Source organism: Paenibacillus sp. GCM10027627 (assembly GCF_042675505.1).
In the GTDB taxonomy this organism is placed as follows: domain Bacteria; phylum Bacillota; class Bacilli; order Paenibacillales; family Paenibacillaceae; genus Pristimantibacillus.
Map to the genome: position 1 here is coordinate 597,807 of NZ_JBHTHB010000002.1, position 23,421 is coordinate 621,227.

Below are 23,421 nucleotides of genomic sequence, written 5' to 3' on the forward strand. Positions count from 1 at the left end.
AATGACGCCGGAAGCCTCTTTTTCATCTTTTACAGTTAACCCTTATAGTCCCGTTCCAATTGTAAAGTTAAGAGTAGCCGTATAATGACCGGAGCGTGTACCTACATATTCTCCTGTAGTCAACTTGCTGCCCGTTCCGGATTGGCTTACAATCTCCAATGATTTTGGAATCGTTAAGGAGTAATTGATCGGCACATTGTAAGCTCCCATTCCAAAACCGGTTTGCGCTCTAACGGCAGTTTGGCTGGCGTTGCTAATCGTAAAGCTGCTTGCAACCGGGCCGTATGTCGCATGTATCGGCTGCCCGGACACATGCTGCACCGTCGCCGATGCCAGTCTCAAATTGGAAACTGGTATTTTGAGAACAAATGAAGCGGTTCCGCCTGACGAAGGGTCAGGAAGACTGGCGCTCAAAAAGTCAGTAGCCGATATTTTGACCGCCCACCCTTCACCATTGCCCCGGTTGTCGGTAATGCGCACGGTGGACGTATTCGTAGTCGTCATAACTGCTTCATTGTCCAGATTAACATCCAAAAACAGTCCGGATATCGTGCTGAATTCAAGCTGGCCGCCTACGATTCCTACCTGAGTTTGTTCGCCGGAAACAGAGTTGATATACAGCCTTACATCGTCGATAAAGAGATTATAATAGCCGCCTTCAATGTTTATCGTCCCTTCAAACGATGTCGCAACATGATCGGTCCCCGCCGGCAAAACCGTTGAAAGCGAAAACTCCTGGAACCCGGTTGTTGGATCTTTTACTTCCAATAGGGCCCTTCCGAAATACCTGCCCGTTGAATCGTAATACTCGATTTTGGCTCTGAGCTTGGCTCCTACCATTGAAGTAATGTTGGATTTAAACTTCATTTCAAGCGGCAGTCCTGCTGTGATGCCCGTACTTTTGGAGTTGCTGACTTTCAGCATTTGGCCAGCATAAGTAAGGCCGTCTTGAGTCAGCCTTTGCGAATAGTTTCCTTCGGCTACACTTGCACTCGATAGCTCCGCTACATATTGCGCAGGCACATTATCCGTAGAAAAGTCCCAGCCGTCGCCCGTATTGCCTGAAGTATAGGATTCAAAGCCTCCATTGTCTACCAGGTTGCTTGACGTCGCAGCAGCGGCCGGAACGATCACGGCCAGCAGCAGACTAAGCGCCAAAGCTGCTTTCATTATTTTTTGGACCATTTGTACCCACCCCATCTCCATTCGGATGCGTATTGGATTTCTTCTCCTTTCTCCTTCTTAGTAGAAGCAGTACAATAATGAGCAGCAAACCGAGCACCACTACAACTATTAGCAGAATCCATACCCAATACATATACAGAATTTCCGCTAACCCGCTCTTGTAAGACACGCCCATATTTTCGGCCTTATCAAGAGAAGATACTACTTCTTCCGCAGTAAGCTTAAACTTATACTGGCCTGTCGTTTCTATGTCCTGATATTTCGTCGTATAAGTTAAGATGTAGGTATCCGGCGCCAAAATGTCCGTCAGTCTCAGATCGTATAATCCGGTTGTACCTACATACACGGAGTCCATTACATAAGTTTCCGACTTAATCAATTTTCCCGAGGAGTTTGTTAGCGATAGCGTTCCGGACGGCTTTTCCAAAATGGTGCCTGCATTGCGATGAGGGATAAATAAAGTGATGAGTCCATCTTGTCCTGTCTCGTGGTAAATGTTTTCTACAAATAGCTCATGCGAGGCCTTTTCCTTGTTGATGTTAATAACTGTTTGAATCGGCAGCCTGATGTACATATCGGATACCGCCGACATGCCGGATTCCGAAGCGTCCATTTGTGCGGGGACAAATTCCTCCAGGACGATCGCCCCGATATATTGGCCATCTTTTAACCCTTGCGGGACATTCATAGAGAAGGTATAAACCTTTTTTTCGCCGGGCTTTAGGGAGCCTGAGCGCACTTCTTCCTTGAACCAGGTGCCGGATAAAGATTTGGGTTCAAAGCTGGCGGGATAACTCCAGCCTCCCCTTAAGGTCGACAGCACATCGGTCGCGTAAATTTTAAACTCCGAGCTTTTGTTGCTGTTATTGCCCACCTGAACTTTAAAAGACAAAGAAGCGCCAGCGCGCGAGTCCATCATAAAAATAGAGCTGCTTCCGGAATCCAATGCCGCTATAGAGAATGAAGGCTCTGGAGCCGTCCCTTGAAGTGTGCCTGCGCTTGTTTCCGCGCTTGCCGTTTTGCTGAAAGCAAATAGGAAGAGGATAGCTAAACAGATCGCTTTTGTCCTCGTATTTCTTAATTCATTTTTGGATAAAAAGTCTAAAATCACTTGTGCCAATTGCCAAAACAGCCCCCTGTCTTCTGTAAAACATATTTCTATTTCTGAGCATTGCTATTCGCTCTCCAAGTCTATATACCTACTTAATTTTAGCACATTTTTCCTAGTTGTCACACATTTTTTTACATAATTCGGGACTATTCGATTAGATATGCAAGATTAGGGGAAAAGAATAACCCCCTGAATTGGGGGTTATTGGTTGGAAGTTTGGAGGCGGATCTGGGTAGCCCTGCTAAAGAGAAAACTAGAAAGACACAAAGCTAATCAAGGCCGCCATTTAAACTTAACAATATTGTATCCACCTCATGTTTTCGTTCTCTTTGTTTAAAAGTGGCATTTTAAAAATAAAAAAACAGATTAACTATGATTAATTTCTAACCATACTTGACCTGTTTTATTAATGACTTATATAGACTAATTATTCACCCAATGAAAATCTACTGGTTGGCGAAACTATTAAATAACTTTATTTCTTTATTGATTCTACAATTTGTTGTGTGCCACTGAAAATAATATCTCGGATAATCTCAGAATAATTTGTATATCCATCCGAGTTGTCCATAATGATATCTAGAGCTTGCTTAAATTTCCCATCAATCATAACAGTAATACCCTCTACTTCTTGTCCAGTATCACCGTTAACAAGCTTTTCACTTAGTAGGTTTAATTTATTGTCTTGACTCAAGTGAAACCCTTCTTTCCTTTTGTTTTATCCCGCCACAGCTCAGCAGAAATAATTATGTCCTTCTATTATCCAGTATCTTTCTTGCGTTGTTATTTTTTCTAAGAAGTTTTCATAAACGCCAATCCAACCATCGGGTACATACTCTTCAAAAGATGCCGGTTCAGGAAAGTACGAATATAGTCTCTTATTATCAAAATCAACTAACAGGCCTGGATCAGATTTTCATTCAAACTAACTCTACTCGTAATGCTGAACTAATGTTTTTATTATTAAGAGCAATTCTCACTCAATTATTATTGAACCAAGTTTTGTCTAAAATTTGATTACCATGACTTTTCATTTGCGCTTTTACCTCTTCAGCAATATCACTATCCTCTATTAGAACTGCTGATTTATGTTCTATATCAATAATTGCATAACGATTATTACTCAACTCTATTAATGCATATTTTTCTTTATTTGTTGTCCACATATCTTTATATTCGTTTAATGTTGTCATTTATTTGTCACTCCTATCAATAAAATTAGATATTGTTAGAATTAATCTAAACTATTATGAATACTTGGCTACCTTTTCTTTAACCCGTTCTTATCAAAGTATACTGGAGCCTTTCCAACAGGAACAATCTGTGACGTCTTTTGCGGAGAACCTGCTAGTTCTAATAACTCCATAAGTATTAAATCGTCTGGGCTTGGTCTTGCCGTTCCTCGTGGGTGAGTATGTGATATTAGCATGACGTCCTTCCCAATTGGAACATTAACACGGTTGTGAACACCTGAATATAATTCATATTGCCCACCCCTGCCACTACTTGTACCAGATCCAGTACGATAAATTTGTGCGAACTCCACACCATGCTCCTTAGTTAAGAATTCCATCTCCTCCGGAGTTAAGCGTTTCGGTACTACAATCCCTTGTGCCCCTGGTAATTCTGTAACATCACTTAGAACTCTTCCGTCCGGCATATATCTGTTAATTAAAGAGCTTTCTGCAAGATCGCCCGTCCCTACAGGAACTTTCCTAGCATCGCCAATTCCATCTATCACGTCATCGGCACGTTTAGCCACATCAATAACAGTATCAGCCTTGCGTACCCATGGGATGAATGTTCCAGCAGCAGCTAGCCATCTCTCGGCTGTGGACAGCTTTTCTCCTGTGATGACATCTTTGCCTGAAATAGCTTCAATTGCTGATTTTACATTACCTACGATCGGCACAAAATCTAACGCAAATGAAAACCCTTTGGCGAGCCAGCCTGGCCCCTTCTTCTTTTCCTCATATTGGCTGCTTTTCTCCGTGTAATTAGGTCCACAAGTGTTGGGATACGCTGCTATGTAAGTAGACTTCGGAGGATCTTGAAGCTGCATGGCCCTCATTTTGTCCATAATCGAATTCGGATCATAAAAACGCGGGGTCAGCAAACCGAAAGCCGAGATTTGATTTTTCATTCCCCCGGGGTCGCCAATATGATGCGTGACACTTCCAAAAATGATAGAACCCGCGCCCCCCGGAATCCGTTTCATTATTTCCGATTCCGTATTGCCATACTTCTCAACCGACTGATTAGCGAAGATTTGAATCGCCCGTATCCTTCTCTCTAATTCTATCAAACGGCTATTCGTCTTGTACATACGATGGCCAATTTGGCGGCGAGAGGTGATGGCATAATCGATACGGATATTGCCTACGCCCCTCGAAGCCGCAGCTGACTTTTGAGCAATGCTGTTTAGGCTAGTATTTAAGCCTTGTACCCGGCCAAGATCAATATGAATTAGAGACATGACTTTTGACCCTCCTCGTTCCTTTCTTCATGGTTATTTAGTCAGTCGAAGCATGATAGTTTCAACCATGTCCGCATCAATTTTAGCACAATTTACCTATTGTTTATATATTAAGTTGTACCACATCAACAATAGCGTAAGCCGTACGTACCCAAGGAACGAATGTTACAGCAGCGGCTAGCCATCTCTCGGCCGTGGACAGCTTTTCTCTTGTAATAAGATCATAGACTCGCGGGCCTAGCAAATTCATGGTAGTATTTACTTTCCTATATAAAAAGACCTTGAAGGCATTTAGCCGTTCAAGGTTAACTCATATACTCTTCAATTTCTTTATCATTGGCATTGGCATTACCTAAATACTAGTAGACCTGCTCGAAATAACGTTGTTATTTTAAATAGTTATTCAGCCACGAATGTGAACTTAGAGACTACCGTATTCTTTTAAAATAGCTTTATTTGCACAATGCTCATAAAACTTTTCGATTAATTCATCAATGTCATTTTTTCTAGCTATTTTCTCCAGCCACTCTTCTGGAATTCCTTCCATTTTATAATACATACCCGCTAATGAACCTGTTATTGCTGCCACTGTGTCCGTATCATCACCTAGATTTACTGCTTTTAATACGGCTTCACTAAAGGAAGAGGTTGTGATTAAACACCATACTGCCGCTTCAAGTGAATGAACGACAAAACCAGTCGACATAATTTCTTCTCTCGGCGTTTTTGCAAAATCTTCACTAAAAATTCTTTTATAATTTATAAGTTCTTTTCGATATATGTGGTTTTCATCAAAATTTTCAGTGAAAAGCTCATTGATTTGTTCAATAGATTCTGCAAATGAATTATTGTAATAAAGTCTTAGTAATAATTCTACATAAATAATAGAACCAACTATCGCACGAGGGTGTGCATGAGTTATTTCTGTATATTGCTTTATTATTTCTGCTTTTTGAACAAAATCAAAATTATTATACAAAAGAAATACCACAGGTGAAATTCTCATGATAGCCCCATTGCCATTATCAAGCTCTGTTTGACCCCCACATTTTTCCGGCATAGTTCCACGCTTGAATCTAGTAATCGCTTCAACCGTTGCTCTGCCAATATCAAACATCTCACCGTGAGGGGTCCAATATGCTTCATCATAATATTTAACCAATTTGAGCATCAAGTCATCCATGCTATCATCATTTATAATATTTTCCATGAGGCATAACGTCAACGACGTATCGTCGGACCATGTTCCAGGAGGTTGATTATATGTCCCGTATCCCGCAATCTCCTTAATTTGATAGCTATCTCTTTTCCTGAATTCTACAGGAACTCCCAATAAATCACCAATGATTCCTCCGTATATGGTAGGCAATGCTCTCTTTTTCATACCTAATGCAAGAAACGACTTACTATCATCTTGCCATCTATCTACCATTCTTCTTCCCACCATGTTACTCACCTACTTCTTTAAATTAAAGTTTATAACATTCACTAAACCAACTCCGCTTCCTAAAATCGGTTTTTTGAAATAGATTTATTGCACAAGGAGATATCTACCAAGAAATTTTAATCAAATAATCGTCTCCCAAAGTCTCAATCGTAAACTCCTCGCTATTTAGCGTTTCTTTTGTGTAGCCGTTCGGTGTAACACCTGAAAATTGATGAGAAACGGACTGCCAAAGTCGTTGAAGGCTTCCCTGCGCTTTGGGAGAGCCTAGCTTAACGTAGTTCCAGCCGACGCGCACATCGTCGATTTGGTCGAACTTCACAAATATTTTGCCCCTATACGAAATGCCTTCCACATTGTGTACCGCGTCCAATAACCGCTTCATCGTCACAATGGACTGCTCTCGCGTATAAGGCTTATCCGGCTCCATTCCTGCCGCGCTTCCTTTAAAAATATTAGCGTGATAAGTAATGTTTGCCGCTTCGCGGGCCCATGAAGGAATTGCCGCATAGTCAACATAAGGTGCTTTTTCATTCGATAGATTAGCCGTCCGCACCGTTTTCAGCATATTGCTCATCATAACCGCCGCTTCTTTGCGTTCAATTGGGCGATTCGGCATAAATTCCGACTCATTGATTCCATTCACAATTCCAAATTGATAGGCTTTATATACATAGGGTTCAAAAGAATCCTGAAACCGCTGCTCCGTCAATACTTTATGGAGCTTTTCTTCCGCGTTCGTTACCCGATACAAGACAAGCTCGGCTATCGCTGTAAATTCCGCACGGGTAATTTTGTTGCGATACTGTCCCTGAAGCGATTTTGGAACAAGCCCTTCCTCTACCATAAACTGTACATCGCTCTGAGCCCATGCGGATGGAGTGTTTGGGCTTGCTCCATGTCCTGTTGCGCCGGATAGTGCCAGAGAAGCAAAGATGACTGCCGCTGTCGTCGTCAAAAGCTGTTTCATTCTTTTCATAGATGTTCCTCCTCTTTTGCTACTCCTCTAAAATAAACAATGCCCTAAATAGCGCAAAGGGGAAGCTCATTTGCTCCCCCTAACTGCTTTCTCGCGCTACTTAAAATTACTTAAAGGCTACTTTAAACATTAGTGCGTACCCGATATTTGCAAGTCATCTCCAGAAGTCTTGTTTGCTGAATAGACTGCAATTACCGGATGAGGAATGCTTGCTAGCGACCAAGACGTACCCGATATTTTCACATGCCCGTTTGCTTTGTCTCCGGGTACCGAATATTGCAGCACGTAAGTATCGCCTACCGCCTTAATATCTGCGGCCAAAATGATAACCATATTATTTTTGCGGTACACGTCTATATTTTTTTGTGTAATGGCCGCATCCTTTGCAACAGCGACTGCTGAAGAAGGAATGGCATACGTATAGTGCCATCTCTGCGCCTGCATGCCGTATTCCAAACTCGACAATACGTTTCCAGGATTTTTGTCCTGCCCATAGGTCGCATCCGTGCCGATAAAGGTTCGATTCCGTCCGGTTAGCTGCATAAGCTGTGTATTGCCAAACGAATAAACTCCGTACGGCGAGACAGCGCTTCCCTCAATAGAATCGCCGCCTGACTCCAAGAATAACCTTGTTACACGGCTTGTCAGCACCTCTTCAGGTCCAAAAACATTTCTCCGCTTCACCTCTGCATCCCAATCCATTTTAGCAGAATACGAATACGCTTTTTTCGTTTTATCGGAGAAATTGATTGGCTTATACTGCTGACCTACTTTCATATACATATCGACTGGGTCGATTTTTCCGGTTTGCAAATTCAGCGCATAGAAATACGGCATAATTTGCAGGCTGCTGTAATAATTTCCGATCGTTTGAATATCGGACAACACATTATAGCCAAGTCGCAGCGGCTGCTTATCTAACGCTTTAATGTTGTTTTTCTCTGGCGATAACGGGAACGTCATCGGCTTTTTCATATTTAAATCAAAATTAAGATGCGTCAGCAAACCATACGTATTTAACACTTTCGTCGCGGAGCTGACTTGTTCTCCACGCAAATCGATCGTATCGCCTACCCAATTATTTTGAGAATATGGATTTACTTTTCTCACAACGTTAGGAATGTACCATGGCGTAGGATTGCCCCCTAGCGGCGTCTTGAAAAAATTCGAAAAGCGGAAATCTCCCGTATCCTGGATCGTCATATTGCCAATCCGGCCCACCACATCAATATTGAACTTTTTTAATGTGCTATGTTTCGCAGCATGGTTATATTCACGAATACGGTTCGTTGGAGCATCGTTATCTTCGTAAGGAGCGTTGTTTGCGATGCTTTTGAATTCCACTAATGCGCTAATTTTTTCCCGGTTGGCAAGAGGAAGGTAAAATCTGAAGTTTCTCTCATTAACCGGGAGAGATATCCACTCATTAGACTGGTAAAGCGTCCCGTCGTAAATGACATGGAAATCGAACCTGACATATTTCGCTTTTGTCCATTCCGTCGTATCCATGCCGTCCGTAAAACCTTTGCCCCTGATGCCAGTTGTGGTCGACCAGCCCCATTGGCCGTTGCCGTAAAAGTCGCCGGTATTCGGGAAGTCGATGAAGAACTCTTTATCTAGCAAAATAAAGCTCGCCTGCGGCTGACCGTTAACTGGCGCGGAAGGATCCTGCTTCTTTTCGACCAGCTTATACGCCTCGGAAGGAATAGCCGTGTCCGAACCTCCGGCCAAAACCTCGACAATAAGGTTAGGACTACCTACTTCCGCGCTGGCGGGAGACGTAATTTTGATAGCGCCATGACCCGTTTGTCCGATTTGCGTTGCGCCCGAAGGACTTGGCATGTTGGAGTTGCCGGCAGTCATAGTAGCATTGCTTAGGCTGCCCGTCCACGATGTGCCGCCATAGGACCACTTCGTATCATCGCCGTGGTTGACTTCTCCCCCGTAATAGCCGCCACCTCCGCCTCCTTCATCATTTGGGTAACTGCTGCTGTGGCGACCTGTATCGCCATTATGCCCGTTCCATAAGGTAGAAGTCGTTTTTGAAGCGCCGCCATACGACTGGTTGCCCGCCGAACTTGTCGTATCGCCGCCGCCACCCCCAGCAATAATGATTCGTTCTCCTCCAAGCCGAACATCGGAAGCCCCGCCTCCTCCTGCTCCGGCATTTCCGCATCCTGTTCCTCCGCCGTTAAAGCCCCCGGTTCTATTGCAGCCATCGTATTGGTCAATGGTCGTACTGCCGTTGGCCCCTTGTCCACCGACATAAATGGAAAGAATTTGACCTGCCGTGAGAGTAATATCCCCTTTGGCGTAGCCCCCTGCGTTATTGACTCCTCCGGCTGAGCCGCCTTGAGCTCCCCATAATTCAAGGGTATAAACGCCGGTAGACGGTGCCTTAAAGGTCTGTACTCCACCCGTATGAGCGAAAACTTCGGATGTCCCGTCAGATCCCTTACGATAATCCGGATTCGGTATTTCGGTTGTCATATAGACTCCATCGACCGCAATAAACTCTTGCATGCTCATATTCATAAGCTTTAAATTGTCGACGAAAAGATGGTCATTAGCATAGGACACCGCATCCATATTTTTTCCTTTTATCATATGAATTCTAATAAAAGCAGCATTGGATGGACTAGTGAAAGTAAAAGATTTGTGCTGTACGACGGATGACCGGTTTATATCCGATGCCCCTACTGCTCCGCCTGTTACATTCATTTCCGCGGTATAGAAATTAAGAGAGAAATAACCTTCACAACGATGACAGCTAATATCCCCTTCAAATTTGTAGCTGGTATTCGGTTTGATCGGGATGTCCCTCCAGTACCCTCCCGTTGTCCCCGAACTTGCTTTGCTCGTTACTTCAAACGAGCTTTCTCCGCCAATGATCCAATCTTTCCCGTTCCATTCTCCTCTGCTTATGAACCTCATGTCGGCGTTATTGCCAGAAGCGACCCAAGTGTTCCAGCCCGCTACCGACTTATTGACGTTCACAATTTCCGCATCCGGGTTAGGGATAATATTTTGACGGTAGTCTGGATCTAAAACTCGCTCGAATTCTACAACCGGCTCCTGCTTATTGCCCCCCAAATCTTTAGAGGAAGAGGTTCGTTGATCAAGATGGCTGTCCAGCGATACGACTCTCGCATCTTCAACCGATACCGGGTTGTGAATGACAATATCGTTTATCTTTGAATGAAGCGGAGAATACGTGCTTATAAACGACTGACCCGCGCTTCCGAATTCATCGTCAGCTGTTGTCGAATAGGAGACCGTTTTGTTTTTTGGATTATGGTTTAAAATCGTTCGATAAAATACCGATGAGTAGCCGGTGATTTGTTGGCCGTTTATTAGTGTGTCCGGAATATCTAATCCCGCTTGCATAAGACGCATATATCCGCCCGGCTGACTTGGCCTATTTAATCCTGCCGGCTTACTGTCAAAGATGGTCGCGACCTTTGCACTGTTCCCCCCGGAATATTTCATCGACGGATTTGAAAAATTGCCGTTATATGAGCCAACCTGGATCGTATCTAGCACATTCCATTTGGCAGCGGACAATGAATTTCGAGTCCACATAGTGTCAAAATCCGATGTCGGAACATCAAGCTGGTCCGTTACTTTGGCTGTATTTGAAGGTTTCTCAAAATACATGACCGATTGGTCGCCCGACGACGTCTGAAGAATAAGAAAATCGGAAATCGCAGTCACGTTGGTTGTGAGAGCACGGCGCTGTTTAAACTTCTCATCCTCTTTTACAGGCCCAGGTCCTACCTTGCTGTTTGCAATCGCATTGTCCGAAGAGCCTTCGTTCCATACGACCGTATCATGCTGATCCGTCTCAAGAGAGTAGCGCAGACGGCCTGCGGCGCTTGTATTGGAGCTTGCGATATTGTAAAAAATGTTCGGATCACCTTGGGTTACGGTTGCCGTCACTTCGTTCGTGCCGACCAGCGTCGCCATCCCGTTCACTTTCGAACGGTCCAGCTTCCATACGACCGCTTTATTAATTTTCATATAGTCAAAAGTGACCGTCTGCGTCCACGTATCCTCATAACCCCCTACCATATGGGAGCTATATCCCTCCTGCACCCACCAATAATCGGTATGGGATTCTTCCGGTGATCCTCCTGTACACGGATTCCCGCTGCATGGCACGGCTGCTTTCGTTACATGCTTGGAGCTATGCTGGGAAACCACTTCCGTATACGACTGACCTGCAGAATCCGTCATCACCCTTGGCGTAGGTCTTGAAGGCGCACTGCCATGCCCCGGAGAGCCCGTAATGGAGGACATGGCCCAACCGTTAACAACCGGGGTAAAGTATGAGCGGTATGACCGGGTTTGAGTCACTTTTGGCACATATTCAACTTGTACATCTACCATAAATTCGGAACCGCCCGAAGCAAAATAGAGGCTTCTCGTTGTAGGCGTACCCGACATTGCATCAAAGGTTTCGTTTGCTCCCGTACCTGAGGTTTGAGGTGAGCCTTGTTTGATTTCAGACCAGTACTTAGGAGTAGAAATAAAATCTCCGGTTAAAGGCGGTTTCGGTTCCGGCCTAAACCAGGTCATTTCCGTCGAATTCGGATTCCCGGTACATTGCTTCATAAGCTCCGCATTGCCTTCTTTGGCATAAATGTATACCGAAGCATTGTAGCGGAAGCTTACTTTGCCCCCTTCGGGAATCGGATAGTTGGTTAAATCGTCATTGTAAATTAGCTTGCTTCCATTACCATTTAAATAGGCAAGGAGCTGAGCCTCTGTCACGTTTACTCTAAGCTCCGGCTTCTCGTCGTTTGCGGGAGTAGGAGCCTTGCCTGTTGCGGCCCATTTAGCCCTATCCCCTGTATTGGCGAGTCCGGTTATTTTGTCCGTTTGATCGTTTCGCCACATTCGCACCCGGATTTGGAGGCCCGTTTTACCCTTCACCCATTTTTTCCAATTTTCATATTCTTTGGAATCCTGCTGCAAATCAACTTGAACCGGAATTTGCTTGCCTATGACGCTCTGCTCTAAAGGAATTTTCCCTTCCAGCTTGGATTTGTTAGGGATGGTAGCTGATTGCTTACATTTACAATCGGCTTGATTGTATAAAGCGACGACATTCGTGCCGCCTATATACATTTTAGGATTACGATTGAGATCGGCTGTCGCGGTTCCTCTTACAAGGTAGGGCTCATTGCCCGAACTGGAACAATTCACCGGCGTTTTATCATCTGGCTTTACAATGTATGAGCATTGCAATTGATACGTTTTACCGTCTGTACCTACAATGGACTCGTCAAGTTTAATCTTAGTTGTCGCGTTTTCTGCTTCCCATCCCTCGGCTAGTTTGGGATTTTTTATTTCTTTGTCTGGCTTTAGAGTCACTTTGGTCTCTTCGTGCTTCATTTGCACTTTTAACGGATAGGCGGCACTATCAAACGGGATGGACCTATCGTAGTAGCCTCGAAAAAAAGATTTATTGGCCCAATATTCGGCATCATAGATTCCCTCGCCGTATTTGCCGTCAACTGTACCGTTTCTCGACTGTTCAAATCGTTTTCCGGCGTTACTAGTAGGGCCTGTCACTGTAAAAACTGTGCTTACATAAATGGTTTGACCATTTACATAATCTTTGAAATACTTATTTTTTTTCATTTTTTCTGTAATGACGCTTTCGGGTGACTCAAAACGGTAGATTAATAAATCAAAACCCAGATCAGAAGTCGTTTTATCGCATCTTGTTTTTTTCTTGCGCTCATCAGGGCTCAAATCTCTATATTCTTTAAAACCATGAGTTTTTATATAACCGCATATATCAGTATGATTACCTCCACCTCCATCAGTTGAACCTTCTCTGACATCAATTTCAAGATAATCTACATCTTTAATCCCTTTTGCAGGTGTACACTGAGCAGTATCATTAACAGAATTGCATGTAGGATCTTTACGAAGTATAAAGTGAGTAGTCTTGTATCTAATACTGGAGCTTGCCTTCTTATTATTTGCAACAAATATAAACTTCCCATTTTCCATCCAAGCACCTGTGCGATAATAATCCTTTTCTAGAAGATTGGAAGACGCATTTACAGAAAGAGAGGGAGACATAGGAATTCCAGTAAGGATTATTAAAATCAGTAGTAACAATGCTGTGTATTTTTTCAATTTCATTATCTCCTTACTTAAAAATCGTTTACTTCAATTCATCATAAAAAGAGAAATTCTTTAAAAACATATTATCAAAATGTGCTATTTTAAAATGTCTATAAATGTAATTTCCATAATTTGTTTGCATAATGACATATGAATATCCGTCATACCAAACATTCTTCTTCAACTTAATAGGTGCGTTAAGCTTGTTAACAATCCAATTGTCTAGAAAGACCTGAGATGGATCATTCGCCGAAAGAATCATAAATTTAAAATTTACTGGGACACTAATTCGCGAATCATTAGCATCTCCAACCTGAGAAATCTCAGGAGATGCATAACCTTTTGCAATAACTTTATTTTTTTTAACCCATGCTACATATTCCTTTATTACATCTCTTGCCTTCTTCTCAAAATAAGTTGAATCATGACTGGTATAAGAAATTAAAGTTTCCGTAAATTCTTTTTCATTAATCGTCCGGTAGTCTATATTTAATTGCGCCGCGTAATATTTTTGAATACGCTCTGCCCATCGATCTCCGTAAAATTTAAAGTCAAAATCTATTTGTTTCTCTACGTATTCTCTATTTCCAGATGTGCGAATATGTTTATATAATCTCGTTTGCTCCAAGTCGGATAAACGCATCCAGTAAGCATCCCACGTTTTGCTGTATTCTCTTCCCCAAGGATCAAGCTTAACCTTCCCGGAATCGATTTTCGCTTGATATTCCGCATCCGTCACACGGACCGAATGAGCGCCTTCATCCCACTCTACCTTCGTGTCCAGTACTTCGCTTACAAAACGAAGCGGGACCATGGTGCGCCCTTCGTGCTTTTCAGCAGCCGTATCAAGCGTAATGGATTCCCCATTCACCTTAACTGTCTTAGAGCCAATCACCATTTCGATCCCTTTAGACTCAAACTTCATCGTAACTGTTTTGGTCGCTTCCTCCCACTTCACGCTGGCACCAAGCTTCTCGCTTACAAAACGTACAGGTACCATTGTTCGGCCATCCGTATTAATGTACGGCTCCGTATCCGGAAATTTCATTTTGTACCCGTTTACGATGATTGGAATCATGCGAAGGTCCTTGCCTGGCTTTGCTTGAACAGGAGCAACGGATAATGCCCCGCACATTACTACCCCCGCCAATATTGCTGCTGTATACTTCTTAAACAATTGAACCACTCCTCTTTCTAAAATCATATTAGAATAGAACTGCTGAATTACATTTCTATTAACTCTCTCGTTGCAATACACTTAGGTAGTCATTCCTAAAAATAGTGAACTAATGTTTTCTATTATTGTTTATCTCTATCCCTGGTCCCAAGACGTTCCTTTTAAATTTTAGCACAATTTACCTACGTCATAAATGCAATAATTGACAAAAATTTGATGATTTTATGTTGTTATAAGGCGCTAGAGTAAAAGAAAAAACGCTAAAAAGAGCCATTTATGAAGAAGAGTTATGTACTTAATCCTCTATCAGACAAAGGTTAAATAGAAAATAAAAACAGGTTAATCACGGCGATATTTTACCGGAATCAACCTGCTAAGCTCTAGCTTTTTGAGTACCCATTTTAAAATAGTCCACTAGCCTCTCTATTCAGTGCCTCTTAGGCTCCAACACTGGCTAACTTAAAGTTTTTCTTCCCCCAAGCAGAAGTTAAATCCCAGAAGTTAACGTATACGTAAATGTGGCTTTATAGTTCGTAGCCCTAATGCCAACCTCTTGATCCAACGTGTAGCCGCTTGTTGCAGCCTCTGACAGACTTTGTACATACCCCTTGTACGGAACGGTTAAGACGAAATTCAAATTATTAATATAGCTGCCCATGCCAAAACCTTTTTTCGCTTCAATTAATTGTATAGGAGTGGAATTTAAAGTCACCAGCGGCGCAGTTAGTTTTAGCGGGCCGTTCACTGGATCTATTTCTTGGCCGTAATCGTTATTTCTATAGATAGACCAGTTTCCTACTTTCAGTGAGTTTTCAGGGAATCGAATCGTCATCGTGCTTCCTGCCCGGCTATTTGAATTGTCGGGAACCGCATCGCTGATAAAATTGCTAGCCGATAAAGAGACGGACCAGCCGCCACCTGAACCTCTCGAGTCCACGATCCGATTATTAATCGATTTTTCCAGTACAGTGACACTCTCGGAATTAATAGTCGCATTAGAAAAATCAAAAGGTTCCGGTACAAATGACAACGTCCCGCCGACAACCCCTACATTTGTATCTACCGATTGTGCGGAGGCTGTATTTACATTCCCAAGTGCCAACAAAACGATAAATGTAGCCAGCAAAAACTTTTTCATCTTTTATCCTCCAATTTCTTTACGAGGGGAAGTATCCCTGTTCGTCTTTTTTCTTAATAAGATAAAAAGGAGCAGCAATAATAAAAATATAATGATGGTTAGACTGCCCGCAACATAATACATAAATGTGGTTTTTTCATCACTCGATACAGTTGAAATATCTCCTCCTGTCTCTTTTAATGCCTGCAATGACTTCTCTACATTTGTTTTTGTTACGGTAAAATCAAACGTTCTTTCCACACTCATGCCGGAATATTCCACTATGACTTGAGCTTTATAATTCCCATGATTCAAAAGCTTTTCACTTGTTAGCCTCACGACCTGCTCCGTTCCTTGATAGAACGAAAGATGGTTGTCTAAGACGACCGACTCTATGATTTCGTTTTTATCCGATTTTATATGTATGGTCGTTTTCGGCTTTTCTAAAATAGTCCCATGATTCGTTAACATTGCTCCAATTACAGGAGAACCATCGGAATTGTACGTGTAGGAAAATGAATCGATCGTTATGTATCGAGTAGATTGATTACCGATATTCAGAACCATTTGTTTAGCTATAACAAGGTCTACCGGTCCGCTTATGTTTACACTAGCATTGTTCTCAGAATTAACGGATAAGCTAGATACGTTTTTGTTATGGGATACAATGGCTACAATATACTGGCCGTCAGTTGTTTGTTCAGGTATTTTCACTTGATATGTAACTGTTTTTGCTTCATTTGGTGAAAGTTTAATCGTTTCTTTGCTATTGCTGATCCATTTGCCAATTCCACTAACAGAATCGTCACTGCTAATAAAAGCCTGTCCGCCATTTATCGCTGTTAGCTGCTGGCTCGGATATACAACCGCCTCGGCGGCCTTCGTTCCGTTATTCACTAGTTTAAATTCAAAGGTTCTTGTTTCGCCTGCAACAGCCGTAACATCGTAATAATCCTGGTCCGATTCAACGGCTATTATATTGATTTCTGCCATGGCTTTATGAGGAACCAAGAGGAAGATAACCAGTAGAACGCCTATCATTTTCTTTAACATGAATGTTTCACCTGCTAGCTCTAAAATAGTTCATTAGACCTTTATATCACTAATTTCTTCGAACCATGTCCACATCAATTTTAGCACATTTTACCTATTTGAGAAATTGTTTTTCGATCATTTATGTGAGTTTTTTACTAGTTAAACCAATTGAGTTATTGATTTCTTGGTTTTGGTGTTCCTAGAAGTATCTTTTGGGCCGAGAGAGAAAAGAAAGAAAATAAAATAGGCCAATCATGGCGGAACTTAACCATAACTGACCTGTTTGATGTAACATAAGCTGTTAATAGAGACCTCCACCAGCTAAGGTAAACCGTAATTTCAGAAGGCTTTCCAGCCATCCGTTCATTTAACGCTTCGTATTAACTTATCTTTTTAGACGTAAGGCGGCAATTAATTGCTCCAGACTCTCTGCAATGGCTTCTGTTAAGTTTCTTTCAAAATCCTCAAGCTTCATAGAACCATCTTTCGATCTACGGTCTCTTTCCTTAATAAATGCTTATTCCAAGTTAATGATTGGTGGAGTGATCTTTTTTCATGCTTATATGCATAACGGTTAGAGAAGTTCTTTTAAAAAATAAAAAGGTGACACATTTTCTATCAAGGAAACTATGAATAACTTTTTACTTACTCAAGCTTCCCTTTACTGGCTGTATCTGTTTAGCAATTTTTTCATTCTTCGCTTGATTTTGCACTTACAAAAAAGCTCACTCCTCCTCATTGCTCAAGTTGGAATAAGCTTTTGAAAGTTTATCAATTTGGGGCTGTTACGTTCACTTTAATTTCTCGTATTTGTAAGCATCTTTTGCAAACATGTTTTCAACGCTTCTGACGGCATAGTGCATATATTTGTAGTTTGCGTAATGAGTCCAGAGAACAACACGAGAGTAACCGCTGTACCAAACACCTTTTTCCAATTTATAGGAATCTGAATTGGTAGATATATTCCAATTATCAAGAAAGGTTTGAGCTGTATCATTCGCTGAAATGATTTTAAACTTAAAGTGCACACGAATAGACACTCCGCTGATTAAGCTTCCTTCAATTTGTGAGTTTTCTGGGTCAGCATACCCTTTTGCAATAACTTTGTTTTTCTTAACCCATTTAACATACTCAAAAATATGATCTCGAATTTGCCCTTCCTGGTACGAGGACATTCCTGTCATATTGCTTATAAGAGTGTTGGCGAATGTTTTTTCATTAATTGTCCGGTAGTCGACATTAAGCTGGGCTGCATAATAATCCCTAATATGTTCTGACCATTGATCGACGTATGTCTTCATATCCCAAGCTTGAATAGATTCAACAAGGCTTTTATTTTTAGATTTATAGGTCACATTATAGAATCCCGTCTTCTCTAAGTCGGTTAGCTTCATCCAATAAGGATCCCACGTTTTGCTGTACTCGCGTCCCCAAGGATCAAGCTTCGCTTTTCCTGCTGTTACCAGATCTTGATAAGCTTTGTCCGATACTTTGACTGCGTGTGCCCCTTCATCCCATTCCACTTTTGATTCTAAAACCTCACTGACAAAACGAAGCGGCACCATCGTTCGTCCATCTGCAAATTCAGCCGCCGTATCCAGTTCTTGCTTCTCATCGTTCACCGTTACCGTTTTGGATCCAACAGGGAGTTTAATCGTTTTATCTCTATACTTGATGGTTGCCGTTTCAGTCGCTGCTTCCCATTTTACTTCAGCACCTAATTTTTCACTTACAAAACGAACAGGAACCATTGTACGGCCATCTGTATTGATATAAGGCTCGGTATCAGGAAACCTTACTTTCTGACCGTTGACAATGACAGGTATGATTCGAAGGTCCTTGCCTGGAGCCGCTGTTGCGGTAGTTATTCCTCCAGTCAATAAAATGGCTGCTAATAGAGCTGCTATCGTTTTTTTAAACATTTCTTAATCTCCTATAATTTTATTGAACGAATAAACACAAAAATATGGCCGCAAGTTGATATTTTCACGTTTCTTCAGTATACAAACACTTCCACGAATACATATTTATACTTTATCACAATCTATTAGTGTGCTAAATATTTCCTGGAAACTTTGTCGCAAAATGCCGATTAGCTATAGAATTGTAATTCGATCATTTTAAAGAATAGAATCAATTTAAAATTATAAAAAGGCTTATCGCCCCTATTATGTAGAGGCAATAAGCCTTAATGCTTATTGAAAAAATATTAATTTCGTGTTCCTCACAATGCGGTCTCTTTATTAAAACGGCAAGCAAACGCTTTTTGAAAGAGCGGACATTGTTCCCTAATATTAGTTGCGCTATCATATCTTAGCGAAAAACAGTTCAATGTAACGCTTTATCGTAATTAGGTTATTAAGTTAAAGTATTTGATGTGCGTACAACAGAAATGGAGAAATCCCTATACTAGTATTACATGGGTTAACTGTGCTATTGATTGAATGATGAGTTTATTCGGCACTGGGTGGGGTATTTTTGAATAGCCACCTCTTGCATGTTTGTATTGTTTAGTTTATTTCGGCGAAAATAAAAAAAACACAACACGACGATAAAGCTCGCATTGTGGTGTTGTTGTACGATTTACTCTTACTTAGTGATCGGATTACATATTTTATAAATTGCATACAACTTTAACTATACGCTAGGTTCATTCTGCACTAGGACGCCCACAGAATGATTCAGTTTGATAACTCTTTTTCAATGTAAGGACGTTCAAGTAAACTAAGTAAACTTGTAGTAAAATATTTTATCTGAAACTGATCTAAAGAATTATTGACAATTAGCTGACCATTCTCAATTCTAAGTAACTGAGCTGAACCATCTTCTAGAAATAATAGATTTCCATCAATATGTTTTATAAGCTTTCCCATAACTTTAAACAAAAGCTCGAGTCCTTGATTTAATGTATTACCAAACAATTGAATTCTGATGCATACATTAATATCTAAGTTATAATGATTATTAACAAAAGCGATATCAGAAATATCTTCAATTTCAAGAGCCAATGAAAATAACTCAGTTCCAATAACTATTTCCTCATCATTACAATTAAATGACGCTTTCTTGTTTGCAAATTCGGTAGTAAATCTTTCTATTAGCTCTGCTAATGAATGATTACCTACATTGGTTTGTAAAAACAATTCATAATTCATTCCTATCCCCCAAATGCTCGTGTAATTTTCCCGTCTTTCACAATAAGTAGTTCTTTTAAGTTCTTTAAATCACCGTTTGGATTTGCTTTTCTTAAAATGCCTTGAATAATTTCGATTACTTTTTCAGGAGGGAACTGATCTAAATTAAGAACTATTCTTTCCGCCTGTGTTTTAGTCTTTGTTGTTATGTTTCTAAGAATGTTATCAACTTTTGTTTCTATTGTAGGTGCATAACAGTCAAATACATTACCTTCAATTAAGAAATCTGGATTGGATGACTCTTTTAATCCGTATCCATTACCGCCATTTACTTCATCTAGCATTTTAATGTCATATCCTTGATCTGCCAGTAGATCAGCTGTTTGGCTCTCTTTCTTAATTCCGTGTGAGTCACCTTTTGTATAGTTCCCTTTAGGTTTTCCGCCATTAGGCAAAGAAGGTTCAGTTTGACTCAGGTTACCAAACCCCTCATTACTTTTATCACCGGTATTTGATTTATCTAATTTTTGTTTATCGTTATCATTATCGTTATTACTACCACTTTCGTTATCATTATTACTGTCATTGCCATTGTCGTTATTATTACTCCCACTACCGCTCTTCCGATCACTACCCGAACCACCGTCTAACTTGCTGACAAAACCAAGAACTTTGCCACTGCCCCCTGTTGCAATCGAAAAGACAAGATCGGTAAACATAAATCCGACGTAATATCCTTTCCTTACATCGTTACCGTACCAAAAGTCTTTTGCCGTCGCAACTGTCTCTTCAAAATTATTCACTAAAGTTTCTTTTGGATTAGTTATCTTCTCCACAAACGATTCTACAGCATTCCCAATCGCTTTAAACGGGTTTTGGGCGACAGCTTTTGCTCCGCCTATCATCCCTTCAATGACACTTTCTATTCCCTTGCCCAAACCATCGGCAAATCCTTGGCCCAGAGCTTGATCGTAGACTAGATCGGCTAATCTTTGCCGACGTTCCTCTTCCTTTGCTTTAGCGATCAGCTCTTTACGCTCTTCCTCCGTCATTCGACCGAACGGGCCGTTCATTAGCCGTTCATAGGCTTCAGGATCATCCATATTTAATAAATCCTCATTAGTATAAGTATCAGGATTAGATGGCCTCAGCATTGACCCATCGCCTGCACCAACTGAAGCATATATGGGCATCTTTTCAGTGGAACTGCTATTATCCTTGAAAAGATCCTTCATCCAGTCGATAGTAGCTTTAGCTATATGAGAAATTACTTTTATGGCTTTCGTATCAGCTTCGACCTTACTATTGCTTGTAGGAACTGGGCAAGAAGAAGCAGGAGGAAGTCCCCCCTGCCCGCTGATCGCTTGTGCTTTCTGAGCCAACTCCCGCTCTAGCCCGTTATATTTTCCTAAAGTAGTATGAATAAACGTATTCATTCCATCGATCTTTTGGCTCAATTCGCGAACCCGCTGCTCCGAACGAGACATTCTGGATTGAATGTTTTTTCGAGCGGCAATAGCGTAATTGACTTGATAATTCGTATAGGGCAAGCTTGAGCTTACCCGCCCGATACTTTTCTGGCTTTGGCTTAATTGAAATCCGGCAGCCTCTACCGCTTTAGGATCAATCCTGATTTCGCTCAACTGTGCACCATCCATCTCAGTAGCTCACTTACTATACTTTAACAGCATTAACCTAAGCTAAATCCTTACCGAAAAGCCTCCTCAAACACTTCCTCAACCTCTTTGCTCTCATAAGGCTTCGTCCGGTTAAGAGAACAAGCTCGAATATATTTCAGTCTCGGCAGCACGATCACTTTCGCCATCAGCGGATCGACGGCGAGGTCATTGACCAATCGAATCGGATCAACCGGAGGATCGATCAAAACCACCTTCTGAGCGATGTTCTGTTCCTTGAACGCCTCTACCGCGGGACGCAGCAGCTCCGTTCCTCTTGGCGTGCAGTCGGTAATAAAATGGATCGACAACGCGGACGGAGCAAGCAGTCCGATCAATTCCGTTTGCGAAGCGTCCAGCAAAATATGAACGTTAGCATAGTAGTTCAGACGTTTCTTAAGCTCGGAAACAACCTCGAATACTCGCTCCTCGCGAGCTTCCAGACTTCCGACCACACAAAGGAAGTTACGCTCCAAACGCTCTTCCAGAAACTGCTCCAAAGAAATCGCTTCAACTCCGTATTGCCCTAGCTTGGAGCTGCCCGTGAAGTCGAGCAGCAATGTATTTTGCCTTCTCGAAGCGACGCCGGACCATGTTAAAGCAGTCGCCGTTCTGCCCGTATCCGTCGGGCCAACAAACAGACGAAGCGAGTTTTTAATCACGTGATCTACAATAATGACATCTTCCACTCGTTGAGCTTGCAGCAGCTTAATCAGCTTTTGCTGATAAGCAATAATGGTGGCATCCTCTTCGCAAAGCTTAAACACGAGATTAACGACGCTTTTTACTTTTTCTTCAATAATAGAGAAAGTCACTTTGTTCCGGTTCAAATCCGAAAGCAAACGGCTCGTAATGGCCGCCATATTTTGCGGAATAAACAACGGTTTGATTGGGTCCATAATTTCGTTAATATAAGGATAGTTGGATGGGCCTTTATCCTGGAACTGGTCAATCAGCTCATGCACGCTCAAATCCATCGCCTGATACATCTCAATAATGCCTTTGGACAGCTCCATTAAATCCATTTGAACAGCAAGTCTAGCGTCTATGAGCTGCTGCAGCTTGCCGTGGTCTTCATATAATTGTCTAGACGCCGATATTGTTTCCAGCGCTTCTCTCATTTGATGAATGCGGGCATCGACCGCTTCTTCCGCCGACACGATAACCGATTCCATAACGGAAGCGAGCTTTTCCACGACGAGACTGTTCTCCATTCCTTTATAAGCGGCGCGATTCACTCCGATTTGCTTCAGCTTTTCGAATCTCAAATCGGGCGCTACGGTGGAATCTTTGAACACTTTTACAATTTGAGAGTCAAGTTCCTCTAGAGCGTTTAAAATATCCCCATATTCGGCGTTATGATTTCTAAGCTCGGTTTGGATATACTCCGTTTGCATCGTTTTTTTCAAATAGTCAAAATCGGCAAACTTGCCCATCTCGACCACGCGCTGCTCAAGTCCGGTAGCCGTTTCCAAAAAAGCGGGGACAACAGGTGCCGCTTCCACTGCCTCCGCTTCCTCATAATCCGAAGGCTCCTGCGCCTCTTCGCCTTCTCCGAATTGATAGCTCCTCATATCCGCAGATTCAAAGCCGCTGCTTTTGCTGATTGCTTTCCCTTCAATGACGATGTCCACCGCATCCTGTACCTCTTCCACGGTCAGCTTTCCAACTTGAATTTTCAAAACGTCGCCATCAATTAATCCGGCTTCCGACTCTTTGTTATAGAAATAAACGACGCCGACGGAAGGATGTTTTTTCTTAATCGCCTCAAGCAAATCGCGTCCTTTGGAACCGCTCAAGTCTTTTGGACCAAGCACGATGGCATCCATATTCGAAACCGCCGAGTCCATAGGCAAGAGCTCGATCATTCTCGGTCCGGTTGTTTGGAAGCCTCGATCCGTTAACGCTTTTTTGATAAAGGGGCCTAGCGATGCGCCATAAATCAT

At 42.0% G+C, this 23,421-nt stretch carries 16 protein-coding genes; all 16 read right to left on the reverse strand.

All coding sequences use genetic code 11. The features are described 5' to 3' along the window. Positions 1–42: 42 nt before the first annotated feature. The 16 genes from ACFQZE_RS10680 to ACFQZE_RS10755 all read right to left on the reverse strand — a co-directional run bounded on the left by ACFQZE_RS10680 (position 43) and on the right by ACFQZE_RS10755 (position 23,421). The gene (locus ACFQZE_RS10680; protein WP_379356584.1) at positions 43–1,185 is read right to left on the reverse strand and encodes a WxL domain-containing protein; all 1,143 of its coding nucleotides are present in this window, start codon (positions 1,183–1,185) and stop codon (positions 43–45) included. Beyond that, the gene (locus ACFQZE_RS10685) at positions 1,148–2,305 is read right to left on the reverse strand and encodes a hypothetical protein (RefSeq protein WP_379356586.1); all 1,158 of its coding nucleotides are present in this window, start codon (positions 2,303–2,305) and stop codon (positions 1,148–1,150) included. The genes ACFQZE_RS10680 and ACFQZE_RS10685 overlap by 38 nt, the downstream gene beginning before the upstream one ends. Before the next feature lie 466 nt (positions 2,306–2,771). Next, positions 2,772–2,990 carry a hypothetical protein gene (locus tag ACFQZE_RS10690; RefSeq protein WP_379356588.1) on the reverse strand — a complete coding sequence of 73 codons (219 nt, stop codon included), beginning with the start codon at positions 2,988–2,990 and terminating at the stop codon, positions 2,772–2,774. Between the two features lie 286 nt (positions 2,991–3,276). Continuing rightward, positions 3,277–3,489 (reverse strand): hypothetical protein, encoded by a 213-nt coding sequence (locus ACFQZE_RS10695; protein WP_379356590.1) that lies wholly within the window; start codon positions 3,487–3,489, stop codon positions 3,277–3,279. 68 nt (positions 3,490–3,557) lie between these two features. After that, the gene (locus tag ACFQZE_RS10700; RefSeq protein ID WP_379356592.1) at positions 3,558–4,772 is read right to left on the reverse strand and encodes a pre-toxin TG domain-containing protein; all 1,215 of its coding nucleotides are present in this window, start codon (positions 4,770–4,772) and stop codon (positions 3,558–3,560) included. A 103-nt stretch (positions 4,773–4,875) separates the two neighbouring features. Next, complete coding sequence (locus tag ACFQZE_RS10705; protein WP_379356594.1) at positions 4,876–5,022, reverse strand: pre-toxin TG domain-containing protein; 147 nt, start codon at positions 5,020–5,022, stop codon at positions 4,876–4,878. 171 nt (positions 5,023–5,193) lie between these two features. Then, positions 5,194–6,219 carry an ADP-ribosylglycohydrolase family protein gene (locus ACFQZE_RS10710; RefSeq protein WP_379356596.1) on the reverse strand — a complete coding sequence of 342 codons (1,026 nt, stop codon included), beginning with the start codon at positions 6,217–6,219 and terminating at the stop codon, positions 5,194–5,196. Between the two features lie 103 nt (positions 6,220–6,322). Continuing rightward, the gene (locus tag ACFQZE_RS10715; protein WP_379356598.1) at positions 6,323–7,195 is read right to left on the reverse strand and encodes an S-layer homology domain-containing protein; all 873 of its coding nucleotides are present in this window, start codon (positions 7,193–7,195) and stop codon (positions 6,323–6,325) included. 129 nt (positions 7,196–7,324) lie between these two features. Then, positions 7,325–12,841, reverse strand: a complete 5,517-nt coding sequence (locus tag ACFQZE_RS10720; protein ID WP_379356600.1) for a glycine rich domain-containing protein — start codon at positions 12,839–12,841, stop codon at positions 7,325–7,327. Between the two features lie 535 nt (positions 12,842–13,376). Further along, positions 13,377–14,513: a copper amine oxidase N-terminal domain-containing protein gene (locus ACFQZE_RS10725; protein ID WP_379356602.1), complete on the reverse strand. Its 1,137-nt coding sequence runs from the start codon at positions 14,511–14,513 to the stop codon at positions 13,377–13,379. A 487-nt stretch (positions 14,514–15,000) separates the two neighbouring features. Continuing rightward, positions 15,001–15,651, reverse strand: coding sequence for a WxL domain-containing protein (locus tag ACFQZE_RS10730; RefSeq protein ID WP_379356604.1), 651 nt, complete (start codon positions 15,649–15,651; stop codon positions 15,001–15,003). A gap of 3 nt (positions 15,652–15,654) precedes the next feature. Beyond that, entirely contained in the window at positions 15,655–16,683 is a 1,029-nt protein-coding gene (locus ACFQZE_RS10735; protein WP_379356606.1) for a WxL protein peptidoglycan domain-containing protein, read from the reverse strand. 773 nt (positions 16,684–17,456) lie between these two features. Beyond that, on the reverse strand, positions 17,457–18,587 hold the full coding sequence (locus ACFQZE_RS10740; protein ID WP_379356608.1) for a copper amine oxidase N-terminal domain-containing protein: 1,131 nt from the start codon (positions 18,585–18,587) through the stop codon (positions 17,457–17,459). A 759-nt stretch (positions 18,588–19,346) separates the two neighbouring features. Further along, on the reverse strand, positions 19,347–19,820 hold the full coding sequence (locus tag ACFQZE_RS10745; protein WP_379356610.1) for a hypothetical protein: 474 nt from the start codon (positions 19,818–19,820) through the stop codon (positions 19,347–19,349). 2 nt (positions 19,821–19,822) lie between these two features. Continuing rightward, on the reverse strand, positions 19,823–21,457 hold the full coding sequence (locus ACFQZE_RS10750; RefSeq protein WP_379356612.1) for a CdiA C-terminal domain-containing protein: 1,635 nt from the start codon (positions 21,455–21,457) through the stop codon (positions 19,823–19,825). Between the two features lie 50 nt (positions 21,458–21,507). After that, positions 21,508–23,421, reverse strand: a complete 1,914-nt coding sequence (locus ACFQZE_RS10755; RefSeq protein WP_379356614.1) for a hypothetical protein — start codon at positions 23,419–23,421, stop codon at positions 21,508–21,510.

Bases quoted from the DNA above. Each gene is read 5' to 3' on its own strand.
- ACFQZE_RS10740 (WP_379356608.1), bottom strand. From the start codon at position 18,587: ATGTTTAAAAAAACGATAGCAGCTCTATTAGCAGCCATTTTATTGACT.
- ACFQZE_RS10745 (WP_379356610.1), bottom strand. From the start codon at position 19,820: ATGAATTATGAATTGTTTTTACAAACCAATGTAGGTAATCATTCATTA.
- ACFQZE_RS10720 (WP_379356600.1), bottom strand. From the start codon at position 12,841: ATGAAAAAAAATAAGTATTTCAAAGATTATGTAAATGGTCAAACCATT.
- ACFQZE_RS10680 (WP_379356584.1), bottom strand. From the start codon at position 1,185: ATGGTCCAAAAAATAATGAAAGCAGCTTTGGCGCTTAGTCTGCTGCTG.
- ACFQZE_RS10755 (WP_379356614.1), bottom strand. From the start codon at position 23,421: ATGATTTATGGCGCATCGCTAGGCCCCTTTATCAAAAAAGCGTTAACG.
- ACFQZE_RS10705 (WP_379356594.1), bottom strand. From the start codon at position 5,022: ATGAATTTGCTAGGCCCGCGAGTCTATGATCTTATTACAAGAGAAAAG.
- ACFQZE_RS10735 (WP_379356606.1), bottom strand. From the start codon at position 16,683: ATGTTAAAGAAAATGATAGGCGTTCTACTGGTTATCTTCCTCTTGGTT.
- ACFQZE_RS10710 (WP_379356596.1), bottom strand. From the start codon at position 6,219: ATGGTGGGAAGAAGAATGGTAGATAGATGGCAAGATGATAGTAAGTCG.
- ACFQZE_RS10750 (WP_379356612.1), bottom strand. From the start codon at position 21,457: ATGGATGGTGCACAGTTGAGCGAAATCAGGATTGATCCTAAAGCGGTA.
- ACFQZE_RS10695 (WP_379356590.1), bottom strand. From the start codon at position 3,489: ATGACAACATTAAACGAATATAAAGATATGTGGACAACAAATAAAGAA.
- ACFQZE_RS10715 (WP_379356598.1), bottom strand. From the start codon at position 7,195: ATGAAAAGAATGAAACAGCTTTTGACGACGACAGCGGCAGTCATCTTT.
- ACFQZE_RS10700 (WP_379356592.1), bottom strand. From the start codon at position 4,772: ATGTCTCTAATTCATATTGATCTTGGCCGGGTACAAGGCTTAAATACT.
- ACFQZE_RS10730 (WP_379356604.1), bottom strand. From the start codon at position 15,651: ATGAAAAAGTTTTTGCTGGCTACATTTATCGTTTTGTTGGCACTTGGG.